Raw genomic sequence first — 13,672 nt, forward strand, 5'->3', positions numbered from 1 at the left:
GCTAATTAGCTAAGTCTCTGTCCAGTCCGGGTTTGGGTACACCGTACAGACCCGCACACTGGTGTTCGGCCAGCAGCAATTGGCCGCCGTTAGCGGCGCTTACGAGGAGTCCTCCCGCATCCTGCTGGACGGACAACCGGCTACCCGGGATGATCCCGGTTGCCCGCAGGTTCGCGAGCAGTCCCGAGTCGGTCTGGGCTCGCTCGCTGATCAGGTCCAACCACACGGTTTGGTGATCGGTCGCGGCCAGTTCCGGCAACGGCCGGCACGGCTGGCCCGAAGGCGCCACGGGGCCAGCGCCCAACTCGGCGGTTCCGGGGATTGGATTGCCATAGGGGCCACGTCGCGGCTGGTGGCACAGCTCGAATATCCGCCGTTCCACCCGATCCGAGACCACATGTTCCCAGCGGCACGCCTCGTCATGCAGCTCGACCCAGGCGAGACCGATGACGTCGGCCAGCAGGACTTCGATGATGCGGTGTTTACGCAACACGCCGACCGCGTGCCGGCGGCCGGCCGTGGTCAGCTCGACGTAGCCGGCCTCGCTGGTTACCACCAGCCCGTTGCGTTCCAGTCGTGCCACGGTCTGTGTCACCGTGGGCGGGCGCTGCCCCAGACGTTCGACGAACCGAGCGCGACGTGCCTGGATGCCGTCCTCTTCGAACTCGAGGATGACCTTGAGATACATCTCCGTCGTATTGATCAGGCCGTCGGTCGTCACTGAGCCATAGTGGATCCTCAAGTCGACTAGAGGTCAACTTACTGTGTCCTTAATGGACGATATGGCACGCCTGGCCGGCGTCGGGCTGCTCATCCTGGCCAATCAGCTACTTGGTTGAGCCGGGCACTACTATGCTGCCTCGTAGTAGGGCACTCGCGTGCCGACACGAACTCGAGGATGGGACGTGATGCACGGTCTCGGCGAACTTGAGGGCAAGGTGATGGACGTGCTGTGGTCCGCTGCCGAACCGATGCGCGTGCGGGATGTGTTGGACGCGCTGACCTCGGCTCGCCCGCTCGCGTACACCACCGTGCTGACCGTGCTGGACAATCTGCACGGCAAGGGCTGGGTGCGTCGCTCGCGGGCTGGTCGTGCCTACGTCTATACCGCCGTGGAGTCTCGCGCCGAAGCCGGGGCACGGGTGCTGCGGGATGTGCTGGACGCCAGCGGCGACGCGGAGCGAGTGCTCCTGCACTTTGCGCGGTCGGCTTCACCGGATGAATCCGCGATCCTGCGCCGGGCGCTACGCCAGGATGGTTCGAAATGACCGTCGCACTTGGCCTACTGCTGGCAACACTGCTGGTCGGCGCGTTCGGGCCGGTATACCTGCGCGCCACGGTCACCCCACGGGTGCGGCCGGGATTCGCGCTTGCCGCCTGGGTCAGCACGCTCCTGCTGCTCGTGGTGTCTGGTCTTGGCGCGGCGATCGCGCTCGCGTTGCCCCGGGGTACCGGGCTGGACGGCCTGTTCGGCATGGCGACCAGCTGCATCAACATCGTTCGCCCAGGCGGTGAGGTGATCTGGGCGCACGTCGCGCGCCTTGGTGGGGCGGCACTGCTGTTCGGGCTGACCGCATGGGTCGGGCTGGTGTGGGTGTGGCTGGCGCTGCGCCACCGGCGCTGGCGGCGCGCGCACCTGCGGCTGCTGCACACGGTCTGCCAGCGAGACAACGCCATCTGGTGGCTGGCCGACGATCTACCAGTCGCCTACAGCGTGGGCGGTCGACCGGGCCAGGTGATCGCCACCGCCGGATTGACCAGGTTGCCGCCGGACGAACGTGCCGCCATTCTCGCGCATGAGTATGCCCATTTGCGTGGCCGACACCATCTGCTGGTGCTCGCCGCGCGGGCGATGGCCGTCGCATTGCCGTTCGTGCCGTTCTGTCGTCAGGCGCCAGCGGCGATCAGCGTGCTCGTCGAGCTCGCCGCGGACGCGGTCGCGGCGCGTGAACACGGTGCCGCTCCGGTGCGTTCCGGGCTACTCGCGGTGAGTGCGCGCGGGGCCCCACGGAGCGCCCTGGCGATGTCCCGCGACGCCGTCGATGCCCGACTGCGCTGGCTCGACGGTCGGCAGGGTGGGCTTGGTCGGCTACCGGCGAAGTTCGACCACGCCCTGGCCACCGTGCTGAGCTGTGCGCCGATCGCGGTGGCGCTTGGCGCCGCGATCAGCGTCGTACTGGCCTACTGTCTCGCGATCGGGGCTGGCTGACACCGCGCTCGACGGCCCGCTCAGTCATCCGCGCTGGCCCGTTCCTGCTCGCGCTCCCGCCGGAGCGCCTTACGGGAGCGGGACAGGCGCAGGAGGGCGAAAGCCAGCGCGACCAGCACGGCAACCAGGATCACCTGCGCGTTGGATACCGTGTCCGTCAGGGTTCGCAACCAGCTCTGCAGCGCGTACTGGGTGTCCACGCCGGACAGCCCGCCAAGGTTTGCGGTGCCTTCGGTCAGTAGGAACAGCAGGCCGATGCCGATGAACAGGGCGCCGGAGATCAGGCTGGTGCTGTGCGTGCGCAGTGGCCCGATGCGCAGCTCGCGGCCGCGCAGCCAGCGCCGGTCGCGAAGTTCGAAGCGATCCCAGACCAGGGCGAGCAGGAACAGTGGGACCACCATGCCCAACGCGTAGACGGCCAGCAGTACGCCGCCATAGACCGGTTCGCCACCGGCCGCGGACACCGTCAGCACGCCGCCGAGCAGTGGACCAGTGCAGGCACCCGCGAGACCGTACACGGCGCCGAGCGCGAACACCGACAGATGCGAGGAGATGCGGATCCGCGCGGTCAGCCGACCGGCCGCGCCGATACCGAAACCCTTGCCGAACAGCGTCGCCACACCGAGCGCGACGAGCAGCAAGCCGGCGACGAAGGTCGTCGTGCCACGATGCTGGGTGATCAGCGAGCCGAGTGCCGCCGCCCCGATGCCGAGCGGAACAAGTACCGCGCACAGTCCGAGCAGGAACACCCCTGTTCGGGAAACGAGCGCGCCAACCCTATCGAACGCGTAGGCGAAAAAGGACGGCAGCAACAGCGCCGAACACGGGCTGATCAGGGACAGCAGGCCACCGAGGAACGCGCCGAGAAGCCCGATCTCGGTCATTTGCCGGCCTGCTCCGCCGCCGCGTCGATCACCGAGGTGAACTCGTCGATGGGCTGCGCGCCCAGTACTGGTTGGCCGTTGATGACGAACGCCGGTGTGCTTGTCACGCCGATGGAGGTGGCTTCACTCGAGTCCTTACGCACCGCCGCGTCGTACCGGTCACCGGTCAGTTCCTGGCGAAACCGCTCGATATCGTCGACCCCCGCCTGCTTCGCGTACCGCACCAGCGTCGACTCGGTCAGGTCCGCATGCCCCCGATCAGGCGCGTGCTGGAAAACCGTACGGTTGAACTCCCAGAACTTCCCCTGCGCCGCGGCCGCTCTGCCGGCCTTGGCCGCGCTGATCGACTGCTCGCCGAAGATCGGCATATCCCGCCACTCGATGCGCAGCACGCCGGATTTGACGTACTGGTCAACCAGCTTGGGCTCGGTGTCGGTGCTGAACTTCGCGCAGTACGGGCAGCGATAGTCGGAATACGCGACCATCGTCACCGGAGCGTCGGTCGCGCCAAGCGACAGTGGATCGTTCGGCTCCCGGCGTGGGAGCTCGTCGAGTGGACCGTAGCTTTGCTGCGCGTTCGGGTTGACCTCTTCGGGAGTGCTCGCTGGCGGCCCGCCTTCGGCGGACTCGCCGTCTGGCTGCAAGGTCAGGTAGATCACCAGTCCCACGGCCGCGATCGCGAGTACCACCGCGACAATTGCTTGCCGCCGAATCGCGCTGGCCCTGGTAGTTGCCATGGTGCTCCTCTCCAAACCGACCCCGTTGGTCTACTAAGCAAGATAGTAGTTTCTCTGGGTTCGGCGCCCGCGCGGGGGTTCGCTGGCGGCATCATGCGAGGTGAGGACTTCGATAGACGCCAGTCACTATCTGGCCGGTTGGCGCGGTGGATGAGCGACAATGGCGACACTATGCGGACAATCTTGGTCATTGGCATCGGCGCTGGCGATCCGGAACACGTGACGATGCAGGCGGTTACCGCGCTGAACCAGGTCGACGTGTTCTTCGAAGTGGACAAGGGCGAGATCAAACGCGAGCTGATCGAGCTGCGTGCGGAGATCCTGCGACGCTACGTCGCCGAGCCGAACTATCGGGTGGTGCGGTGTACGGACCCGGAACGTGCACGTGGCGCCGAGGACTATGTGGCGGCCGTGGATGACTGGCGGCGCCGGCGGGCCGATGTATGCGCGGAGGCCATCCAGGCAGAACTCGACGAGGACGGCACCGGTGCCTTCCTCGTCTGGGGTGATCCGGCGCTGTACGACAGCACGCTCGCGGTACTCACCGATATCCAGGCGCGGGGCATGGTGGACTTCGACTACCGGGTGATTCCCGGGATCAGCAGTCTGGCCGCGCTCACCGCCCAGCATCGGATTCCGTTCAATCAGGTTGGTCGGCCGGTGCAGATCACCACTGGCCGCCGGCTCGCCGAAGGCTGGCCGGACGGCGTGGATGACGTCGCGGTGATGCTCGACGCCCGCGAGGCGTTTCAGCACTACACCGACGAGGAGCTGGACATCTACTGGGGCGCCTATATCGGCGCGCCGGACGAGATCCTGATCTCCGGCAAACTCAGCGAGGTAGGGCCGCGCATCGCGGCCGAGCGGGACCGGGCACGGCAGCGCAAGGGGTGGATTATGGACAGCTACCTGTTGCGGCGAAACCGCGATCCGGAATCCTGACCGCGAGGTGCTGTCGATGGCCGCTTCGCGGGTACTGTTACTTGGCGGGACGGGGGAAGCGCGCGAGCTTGCCGCCGCGCTCGCGGCTGATCCCGACTTTCATGTCGTGTCCTCATTGGCCGGACGAAGCGCGGCGCCGGTACTACCCGATGGTGAGGTACGCATCGGCGGTTTCGCCGGCGCGAGTGGTCTTGCTGAATGGCTCCGGGAACATGCCATTGACGTGCTCGTGGATGCCACTCACCCGTTCGCGACGAGGATGTCGGCCGCGGCCGACCGGGCGGCCCGCGCGGCGGGTATCCCGCTACTTTTCCTGCGACGTCCCGGTTGGCGCGCCCAGCACGGTGACGACTGGCATCTTGTGTCGACAATGGACGAAGCGGCAGCCGCGCTGCCAGGTTTCGGTCGAAGAGTTTTCCTGTCCATCGGGCGGCAGGAGGTGTCCGCCTTCGCGGGGCTGCGTGACCATGAGTTCGTCGCGCGCTGCCTCGAACCGCCGGACGAGCCGAGGCCGTCTCGGCTCACCGTGCTGCTCGAGCGGGGCCCTTTCTCGCGCGCGGATGAGCTGTCCCTGCTGCGGGAGCACCGCATCCAGGTGCTGGTCACCAAGAACAGCGGGGGAACGGCGACCTCGGCGAAGCTGCATGCCTGCCGGGAGCTCGGCATGCCGGTACTGATGGTGCGCCGGCCGCCCGCGCCGGAGGGTGTCCCGCGCGCGCGGACCGTGCGGCAAGCGCTCGACTGGCTGCGCGACCAGCCACCGCGAGATCCCTAAAGATTGCGGCTACTCGGGTGCTGGTCGCGGAGGAGGTCGTCGATCGCCGCGCGCGAAGGAGCCGTCGCGGGACCGTGTTCGCGCACCGCCAGCGACGCTGCCGCATTCGCACGCAGTGCGGCAGTGTGGATATCGATGCCCCGGAGCAGGTCGGCGGCCAGTACCCCGGTGTGCGCGTCGCCGGCGCCGTTGGTGTCCACCGCATCCACGGGAAAACCCGGGACCGCGTGGACCTCGCCGCCGGCGCCGAGCAGACAGCCTTTCGCTCCGTCCCGGACGACAACGGAAGCCCCTGGCGCGAGCCGATCGACCAACGCCGCGGTCGCCTCGGTGGTGTCCCCACGCTCGGACAGCTCGTGGGCTTCCGTCGCGTTACAACTCAGGATGTGCACCAGCGGCAGAACTTCCCCGAGACCGGGCGCTCGCGCGCCCAGTGGCCCGGGATCGAGCAGCACCCGAGGCCCAGCGAGGCCAGGTAGCCAGTCAAGCAGGGCGGACCGGTTCGCCTCGTGCAACAAGCTGTATCCCGAGACGTACACGATGTCCGCGGCGCCTGGGGACACGGCGTCGAGCCGGTCCCTTCGTAGGGTTCCCTCCGCTCCCGGGCTGGTCACGAACGTCCGCTCGCCCGTATCGTCCACAAGCGCTACACAGAAACCGGTATCCGACGCGTCTGTAGGTGGATGCGCGAGCAGGATTCCCGCCTCGTGCAAGGCTTCGCGAACCCGGTCACCGAAGTAACCGGTGCCGTGCTCGCCGGCGTAGTGCACCACGGCGCCGCTGCGCCGTGCGGCGACCATGACGTTGAACCCGCCGCCAACGACCAGCGTGGACCCCGCGGCGAGCACATCCGAGCCGGCGGCGGGTATCGCCGGTACCCGCATCACCAGATCGATGATGGCTTGTCCAGTGTGGACCAACTTGCTCATCGGCTGCCGCCTCGCCGTGCGCCGCCCAGCGCGGCGTACCCGCCCGCGGCGATGGCAAAGGTGATCACCCAGCCGAGGCCGTTGACGCCGAGCCAGGTGTCCGCGAACGGTCCGGTGAACCAGACGTCCGAATCCACTCCGGCGGTGGTGAACAGGTAGCCGGCGAGGATGGCGACCGCCCAGCAGGTCAGCGCTCGCGGTTCGATCCCGCCCCGGTACCAGTACGAGCTGGTGCGCCGCATATCCATCAATCCCACCGGGTCGTAGCTCCGCCTGCCCAACATATCCACCAGGAACACCCCGACCCATGCGGTGATCGGAATCGCAAGCAGGCTGATGAACGCGATGAATGGCGCGTAGAAGTTGTCCGCGATGAGCATGAAGTAGATCGCGCCAAGAAAGGTGATCACGACGTCGACCACCACCGCGTAGACCCGCTTGACCCGCAGGCCCAAGGTCAGCGTGGTCAGCCCGGCTGAGTACACCGAAAGGTGGTTCGACAGCAGCAGCCCGCCGAACGCGGCGACCAGGTACGGCACCGCCATCCAGCTGGGCAGCATATCGCGGATCGCGGCGACCGGATCGCCAGCTTCGGCGAGGGTTGAGTCGCCGGCGGAAAGCAGGCTGCCCAAGGAAATCAGTAGCACCAATGGGATACCCGCGCCGGCGGCGGCCGAGGCGATCAGCGAGCCGGCGCCTACCTTGGCGCCCTGGTAGCGGGACATGTCGGCGGCTGCGTTCGCCCAACCGATCCCGGTGCCGGCCGCGATAATCCCGACGCCCGCGATCATCGCGCCGATCGGGGCAGGGGAGGCGGCACTGACGGCCGCCCAGTCAATGGTGGCTACCAGGTTGATCGCGACCACGATGTTCAGCGCGCCGAAAATCCAGGTGGACCATTTCTGCACCACCAGCAACACCCGGTGGCCGAGCCCGGAGACGATCACCGTGAGCAGCACGAAGACCGCGATACAGCCAATCGTCAGCGCGGGGTTGGCGGTAGCGGCCGACTGGGTGCCAAACAGGATGGCGCACAAGGAAAGCAGCGTGAACGCGGCCGTCGTGGTGTTCACCGTCTCCCAGCCGAGCCGGGAGAGCAGCGAGATCGCGGTCGGACCGGCGTTGCCGCGAACGCCGAACACCGCCCTGGACAGCGTGAGCCCCGGTGCCCCGCCACGTTTACCCGCGATGGAGAGCACGCCGACGATGGCGAACGAGCCAACCGCGCCGAGCGCGGCGACGATCACCGCCTGCCAGACGGTGAGGCCCTGGAAGGCGACGAGCGTTGCACCGAGCGGCAACCCCAGAATGGAGATATTGGCCGCGAACCACACCCAGAAGAGCTCCATCGGGCGCCCGTGCCGCTCGCCGGCGGGGACTGGTTCGATCCCTCGGGTCTCCAGGGCGCCGGCTGAACTGGCCGCGCTGTCGAGTGCTTGCGTGGATTCGGTGGATTCCGTTGACATACCGGGGTTCCTCAGTTCTCGCGGAGGGCGAGCAGCCCGTCGACGAAGGGAGCAAGGTCTAGCTCGTTCACCGTGCGCACGTGCTCGACCATTTCCGCGGGCAAGGCGGCAAGACCGTGCTGGGCACCAAGAATCGCGCCACAGATCGCCGCCACGGTGTCGGTGTCGCCGCCAACGGTGGCCGCGATGCTGAGCGCGGCGTGCGGATCGGCTCCACGGGCCGCGACCAGCGCGAACGCTGCGATCACAGATTCCTGCGCCGCCACCGAGGTACCGATGACCTCGGGCAAGGCATCGTGCAACCGCTCGGTGTCCATCCCGCGAACGAAGCCGCGAACCCAGTGAAGCCGCGCGGCGATATCCCCACCGGCATGCCACCTGCCGCGCAGCGCGCCAGTAGCAGCCGCGGCTTCGGCCGCATCCAGTGTCTGGCTCGGATCCGCACCCGCGATGCCGGCCGAGACGGCCGCGGCGACAGCGGCAGCCGAGGCGATGCCGAGGTTCGTGTTGTGCGTGACCTGGCAGGCCCGTGCGACCGCATCCACCAGCCCGTCGTGTGGCGCGTTGGCGATCGCGACCGGGGTGATCCGCATGGCCGCGCCATTCGTCGTGCCCAGCGCGCCGGCGAGGTCCGGGGGAGTGCCCGATTCGAGTAGCTCGATCGCCCGCTTGGTGGACGGGCCGAGCAGATCAGCCGAACCGCGGCGGATCATGTCCGCCTCCCAGTCCGTCAGCGCCCTGGCGAAGGTCGCCGGGTCCAGCTCGCCGTTTCCTTCGATGAGCAGCCTGGCTACCAGCACGGCTTGCTCGGTGTCATCCGTGATCGACCCCGCGGCCATTCCAGGGGCGATCGGCTGTTCCGGGATCGCGTCAACGAGTCCGGTGATCGGCCCGTAGCACCGGAGGATCCGCTCGCGGGACATCGACTGCGTTGGCATACCAAGCGCATCGCCAAGGGCCAGCCCGTAGAACGCGCCGAGTGCGTGTTCCCGCCGCGCGCTCATCGGTCACCGTAGGTCAGGTGGAAGGTGAACCTGCTGGGATCCAGCCAGCTCACCACATGCTCGACCAGGCCACCGCGCGGATCAAGGCAGTCCCGCACGGCGCGCAGGAATGGCGTGTCCGGTGCGCGCTCCAGCAGCTCGGCGTTCCTTTCGTCCAGCGGCGCGCCGCTGATCCACTGCTCACCGCCGCTGGAGTACAGACCGGCTGAAGCAAGCGTGGCGGTGAGCGAGTCCTCGCGTAACCCCTGCTCGGGAAGCTCGGCGAAGGCGGGGATATCCGGGATATAGGACAGTTCCAGCGATACTGGGCCGGCCTGCGGGTCACGGCGCAACCGGCGGATCAACATGAAGGACTGGATCTCGAAGCGCTCCGTCAGTTCCTGGTCGCGTACCCGGTCGATCCCGAGCAGCTCGGTGGTGATCTCGAAGCCGGAGTCGGCAAGCGCGGTCGCCCACCCAGAGTGCTGGTCGAGCGGCACTCCGTCGAAGGTGACGAACGAGCCGACCCCGCTTTGCGTGGCGATCAACTCGTGTCGCTGTAGCTCGGCGAGCGCGCTGCGCACCGTCCCCCGGCTCACCTGGTAGCGCTGCGCCAGCTCGTTCTCGCCGGGCAGCCGCTCACCGGTGGCCAGCCGGCCGGATCGGATCTGCTTCGCGAGCTCGCTCACCAGGCGATTGCGCTTGCTGAAGCCTGCCTGTTCAATCATGTACATACATGTACAGGAGCCGGTGCGTTATGTCCAGATCCGCCCGTAACACGCCGTCGCCGTGGGCCGGAAAACCGGTGGAACAGGCCCGACGCGCGGCATTACCGTGTTGCCGAATCTGGTCACCTAGTCAGGGCGTGCCGTTGTACATCCGGTGAGACATCCGAGCGCTGAATTCTCGCGCGTCGCGCTTCGGCGCCCGCGCGCTTTCCGTCGTGGACTTCTCACCGAAACAGGTGTACTGATATGCCCATTTACTGGGTGGCCACGCCTACCCGCCTGCCGCTCGTTATCCGCCGTTGCCACGCCTGCGCCGCCAAGCGCTTCCGGGCAACCGGCCGGTTCCGGGTCAACGCGAACCACAAACTCATCGATGCCTGGCTGCTCATCCGCTGTACCGGCTGCGCGGAAACCGCCAAGCTCGCCGTACTCGAACGAATTCCGGTGCGCACGATCCGGCCAGGACTGCTGTGCCGGCTACAGGACGACGACCCCGTCCTGGCCGCCGAGCTGCTTCAGGACCCTGGCCTGTGCCGCCGCCAACGCATCGCCCTCGACTGGGACAACGCCTGGCGCCTGGCCATCGACGAGTCGGATCACCCCGCGCACGCGGATAAGGATGGGGAGCGGATCGAGGTTTCGGTCCATTTCGCGGCGCGTATCCCGGTTCGGCCGGTGCGACTGATCGCGCAGGGCCGCGGTCTGTCGCGAGCTGAGGTTCGGCGACTGATCGACGTGCGGAAGCTGGTCTCGGAGGTCCGGCTGGACAGCAAGCGCTCCAGCGACTTCACCTTCATGCTCGAGCATTGATCCGCGCGCCGGTTCGGGATCCACAATGGATCGAACGTTGGAACGCGGGTGAATCGGGCGTCGCGCGGTGATGTGTCGCATCCCATGACGGCGGAGAGGGGTGGAATTCCGTGTTAGGCTCCGGGCGCCAGTTGAACCACGCCATGCGGCGAGGTCAGGGAATCCGGTGCGAATCCGGAACTGACGCGCAGCGGTAACGGTGACGGGCGGGACACAGCCACTGGAGTGCGCTCTGGGAAGGCGTCCCGGCCGGATGAGCCGAAGTCCGAAGACCTGCTGGCGCCCGCCCTCCGGGCGATCCGGGTGCGGGTGAATCGTACGGCTGGGCTCCGCGCATGAGCCCTCGACGCAAGGGAATGCCGTGTCGAATATCCGAGTGGCGCGTCTCGCGACCGTATTCATCGCCAGTGCGCTGGTGTTGGCTGGCTGTCACGGCGATACGGGTAATGCGCCTGCCGAGGCGGCCGCCGGTTATCCCCGGGCGGTGGACAACTGCGGTACCCGAGTCAGCGTGCCGGCGCCACCGCGGCGCGCGGTCGCGCTCAACCAGGGCAGTGCGGAGATCATGCTTGCCTTGGGGCTCGGTGATCGCATGGTGGGTACCGCGACCTGGACGGACCCGGTGCTACCCAGTTTGGCCGAAGACAACGCACGGGTTCCGCGACTCGCCGAGAATATGCCGTCATTCGAGAGCGTGCTTGAGGTCGAACCGGATTTCGTCGCCGCCTCCTTTGTGTCCACCTTGGGCAAGGGTGGGGTAGCGACACGGGAGCAGTTCGCCGAACTCGGGGTGCCGAACTACGTGGCGCCAGCGGACTGCCAGAAGGACAACAGCGGTGGCGGCGACGGATCCCGCGACGATCCATTGACCATGGACACCATCTACACCGAGATCCGCGATCTGGCGCGGATCTTCGACGTCCAGCAGCGTGGCGAGCGGTTGATCACGGAGCTTCGGGAACGAATGCGCAAGGCCGCCGAGAACACTGACACCTCGCGTGTCACGGTGCTCTACTGGTTCGCCAACTCCGATGCGCCGTATCTCGCCGGTTGCTGCGGCGCGCCGGGCATCATGACGCGCGCTCTGGACGCCAGGAATGTTTTTGCCGACACCCATGAAGAGTGGCCGCAGATCAACTGGGAGGCGATCGCCGATCGCGATCCGGATGTGCTGGTGCTCGGCGATCTCACCAGGCGCTCGGAAACCGCCGAGACGGCCGAGCAGAAGATCGCGCATCTGGAGTCGCATCCGGTTGCGAGCCAGCTTGCCGCCGTGCGGCAGAAACGATACGTGCGACTCAGCGGTCAGGCGATGAACCCGACGATGCGGACCGTGGATGGCACCGAGAAGCTCGCGGAAGCGCTGCGCGAGTTCGGGTTGACCGGTTGATCGGGCAACGATCGGAATCCGGCCGGGCGGTCGGCACCTACTGTCTCGCCGGCGTCGGTATCCTCGCGGTGTCCATTTCGGTCGTCGTCGCGATCGGACCCGCGCGGGTCGGTGTGACGGATGCTTGGTCCGTGGTGCTGTCCCGGCTCGGCCTCGCCGAGGTGGAGCTCAGCCCGCTGCGCGCCGGTATCGTATGGGACCTGCGGTTGCCGAGGGCGTTGCTCGCGGCGATCTGCGGCGCGGGGCTCGCGGTCTGTGGCGCGGTGATGCAGGCGCTGCTGCGCAATCCGCTCGCCGATCCGTTCGTGCTTGGCGTGTCCTCCGGCGCCTCCACCGGGGCCGTGGCGGTGGTAGTACTCGGCGTGGGTGGTGGTGCCCTGTCGATCTCCTCCGGGGCGTTTGTCGGCGCGGTGGTGTCCTTCGCGCTCGTCCTGCTGCTCAGTCAGACTCTCGGCGGTACAACCGAGCGGGTGGTGCTTTCCGGGGTGGCCGCGATGCAGCTGTTCTCGTCGCTCACCTCGTTCATCGTGCTGACCTCCGGTGACGCGGAGACCACCCGAGGGGTGCTCTTCTGGTTGCTCGGCTCGCTGAGCAGTGCCGCGTGGTCCGAAGTCGCGCTCTGTGCGCTGGTCCTCGCTGGTGTGCTGGCGGTGTGCCTGGGTTACGCACGGACGCTGGACGCATTCGCCTTCGGTGCCGAGGCCGCGGCCACCCTTGGTGTCGCGGTCGCCAGAACCAGAGTGGTGCTGCTGTGTGCCACCGCCCTGCTCACCGCCGCACTGGTGAGTGCGGCCGGTGCCATCGGGTTCGTCGGTCTGGTCTTGCCACACGCCGCGCGGGCGCTCGTTGGTGCGAACCACGGTCGGCTGCTGCCGGTGACGGCGGTGGTCGGGGCCGTGTTCCTGGTGTGGATCGACACGCTCGCGCGCACCGTACTCGAGCCCCAGGAGGTACCGGTCGGCGTAGTCACCTCGCTGATCGGCGTGCCGGCGTTCGTGGTCGTGCTCTACCGCACGAGGCGCGCGACATGAGCGGCGGCCAGGCGGGACTGTCCGCGGACCGGGTCAGCCGCACGGCGGGCGGCAGGCTCATTCTGGACACGGTCAGTGTGACGCCGGCGGCCGGTTCCACGGTTGGTGTGCTCGGGCCGAACGGTTCGGGAAAATCCACCTTGCTGCGGCTGCTCGCGGGCGTGCTGGCACCGACGAGCGGGCTGGTCACGCTCGATGACCAACCCCTGCCCGAGTGGGGGCGGCGCAGGTTGGCCAAGCGGGTCGCGGTCGTGCAGCAGCAGGCCGATACCCAAGTCGAGCTCAGCGTGCGCGATGTCGTCTCGCTCGGGCGAATCCCGCACCGCGGTCCGTGGTCGCCGATATCGGCCGAGGACCACGCGGTGGTAGCCGCCGCGCTGGTGGACACCGGATTGGCGGACAAGGCCGACCGAGCGTGGCAGACGCTCTCCGGTGGCGAGCGGCAACGGGCGCAGATTGCCCGCGCGCTTGTCCAGCAGCCACGCGAGTTGCTACTGGACGAGCCGACCAATCATCTGGACATCCAGTACCAACTGGATTTGCTGACGCTGATCTCCCGCTTGCCGTTGACCACCATCGTCGCGTTACATGACCTGAACCTGGCCGCGATGTACTGCGACCAGCTCGTCGTGCTCAATCGAGGCAGCGTGGTAGCCGTCGGAACACCACGCGCGGTGCTCACCGTGGAACTACTTGCCGAGGTTTACGGGGTTCGCGCGGAGATCGAGCACCCTGAGACAGATGGCCCGCCCCATGTCCGCTTTCTCGGCGTACTTGGCCAGTAGCGC

Annotated in this window: 15 protein-coding genes and 1 riboswitch; of the genes, 8 read left to right on the forward strand and 7 right to left on the reverse strand. The window is 67.5% G+C overall.

Annotated elements, in window-relative coordinates; all coding sequences use genetic code 11:
• Position 1: 1 nt before the first annotated feature.
• Complete coding sequence (locus EV191_RS18310) at positions 2–721, reverse strand: metal-dependent transcriptional regulator (protein WP_243659046.1); 720 nt, start codon at positions 719–721, stop codon at positions 2–4.
• 187 nt (positions 722–908) lie between these two features.
• Between EV191_RS18310 and EV191_RS18315 the strand changes: the two genes are divergently transcribed.
• Positions 909–1,268 carry a BlaI/MecI/CopY family transcriptional regulator gene (locus EV191_RS18315; protein WP_132878471.1) on the forward strand — a complete coding sequence of 120 codons (360 nt, stop codon included), beginning with the start codon at positions 909–911 and terminating at the stop codon, positions 1,266–1,268.
• Positions 1,265–2,209 carry a M56 family metallopeptidase gene (locus EV191_RS18320; protein ID WP_132878322.1) on the forward strand — a complete coding sequence of 315 codons (945 nt, stop codon included), beginning with the start codon at positions 1,265–1,267 and terminating at the stop codon, positions 2,207–2,209. The genes EV191_RS18315 and EV191_RS18320 overlap by 4 nt, the downstream gene beginning before the upstream one ends.
• A 20-nt stretch (positions 2,210–2,229) precedes the next feature.
• Here the strand turns inward: EV191_RS18320 and EV191_RS18325 are convergent, their stop codons facing one another.
• On the reverse strand, positions 2,230–3,093 hold the full coding sequence (locus tag EV191_RS18325) for a cytochrome c biogenesis CcdA family protein (protein ID WP_132878323.1): 864 nt from the start codon (positions 3,091–3,093) through the stop codon (positions 2,230–2,232).
• Complete coding sequence (locus EV191_RS18330; protein WP_132878324.1) at positions 3,090–3,830, reverse strand: thioredoxin domain-containing protein; 741 nt, start codon at positions 3,828–3,830, stop codon at positions 3,090–3,092. Before EV191_RS18330 ends, EV191_RS18325 begins: the two co-directional genes overlap by 4 nt.
• 171 nt (positions 3,831–4,001) lie before the next feature.
• Here EV191_RS18330 and cobF point away from each other — a divergent pair, with 171 nt between their 5' ends.
• A complete protein-coding gene (gene cobF / locus EV191_RS18335) occupies positions 4,002–4,772 on the forward strand; it encodes a precorrin-6A synthase (deacetylating) (protein ID WP_132878325.1) in 771 nt (256 codons plus the stop codon).
• A gap of 16 nt (positions 4,773–4,788) precedes the next feature.
• Entirely contained in the window at positions 4,789–5,547 is a 759-nt protein-coding gene (locus EV191_RS18340) for a cobalt-precorrin-6A reductase (RefSeq protein ID WP_132878326.1), read from the forward strand.
• Here EV191_RS18340 and EV191_RS18345 read toward each other — a convergent pair.
• Genes EV191_RS18345 through EV191_RS18360 form a run of 4 tightly spaced genes read right to left on the reverse strand, consistent with a single transcriptional unit; the run spans position 5,544 to position 9,659 of the window.
• Entirely contained in the window at positions 5,544–6,476 is a 933-nt protein-coding gene (locus tag EV191_RS18345; protein ID WP_132878327.1) for a PfkB family carbohydrate kinase, read from the reverse strand. The genes EV191_RS18340 and EV191_RS18345 overlap by 4 nt on opposite strands.
• Positions 6,473–7,942: a purine-cytosine permease family protein gene (locus EV191_RS18350; RefSeq protein WP_132878328.1), complete on the reverse strand. Its 1,470-nt coding sequence runs from the start codon at positions 7,940–7,942 to the stop codon at positions 6,473–6,475. Before EV191_RS18350 ends, EV191_RS18345 begins: the two co-directional genes overlap by 4 nt.
• Positions 7,943–7,953: 11 nt before the next feature.
• A complete protein-coding gene (locus EV191_RS18355; protein WP_132878329.1) occupies positions 7,954–8,946 on the reverse strand; it encodes an ADP-ribosylglycohydrolase family protein in 993 nt (330 codons plus the stop codon).
• Complete coding sequence (locus EV191_RS18360; RefSeq protein ID WP_132878330.1) at positions 8,943–9,659, reverse strand: GntR family transcriptional regulator; 717 nt, start codon at positions 9,657–9,659, stop codon at positions 8,943–8,945. The genes EV191_RS18355 and EV191_RS18360 overlap by 4 nt, the downstream gene beginning before the upstream one ends.
• 240 nt (positions 9,660–9,899) lie before the next feature.
• Between EV191_RS18360 and EV191_RS18365 the strand changes: the two genes are divergently transcribed.
• The 4 genes from EV191_RS18365 to EV191_RS18380 all read left to right on the forward strand — a co-directional run bounded on the left by EV191_RS18365 (position 9,900) and on the right by EV191_RS18380 (position 13,669).
• Entirely contained in the window at positions 9,900–10,463 is a 564-nt protein-coding gene (locus EV191_RS18365; protein ID WP_132878331.1) for a DUF1062 domain-containing protein, read from the forward strand.
• A 111-nt stretch (positions 10,464–10,574) separates the two neighbouring features.
• Positions 10,575–10,758, forward strand: a riboswitch (cobalamin riboswitch).
• A 66-nt stretch (positions 10,759–10,824) separates the two neighbouring features.
• Positions 10,825–11,853, forward strand: coding sequence for an ABC transporter substrate-binding protein (locus EV191_RS18370; RefSeq protein ID WP_132878332.1), 1,029 nt, complete (start codon positions 10,825–10,827; stop codon positions 11,851–11,853).
• The gene (locus tag EV191_RS18375) at positions 11,850–12,884 is read left to right on the forward strand and encodes a FecCD family ABC transporter permease (protein WP_132878333.1); all 1,035 of its coding nucleotides are present in this window, start codon (positions 11,850–11,852) and stop codon (positions 12,882–12,884) included. Before EV191_RS18370 ends, EV191_RS18375 begins: the two co-directional genes overlap by 4 nt.
• A complete protein-coding gene (locus EV191_RS18380) occupies positions 12,881–13,669 on the forward strand; it encodes an ABC transporter ATP-binding protein (RefSeq protein WP_132878334.1) in 789 nt (262 codons plus the stop codon). The genes EV191_RS18375 and EV191_RS18380 overlap by 4 nt, the downstream gene beginning before the upstream one ends.
• Positions 13,670–13,672: the final 3 nt, after the last annotated feature.

It is taken from the genome of Tamaricihabitans halophyticus, from assembly GCF_004340875.1.
Lineage (GTDB): Bacteria > Actinomycetota > Actinomycetes > Mycobacteriales > Pseudonocardiaceae > Tamaricihabitans > Tamaricihabitans halophyticus.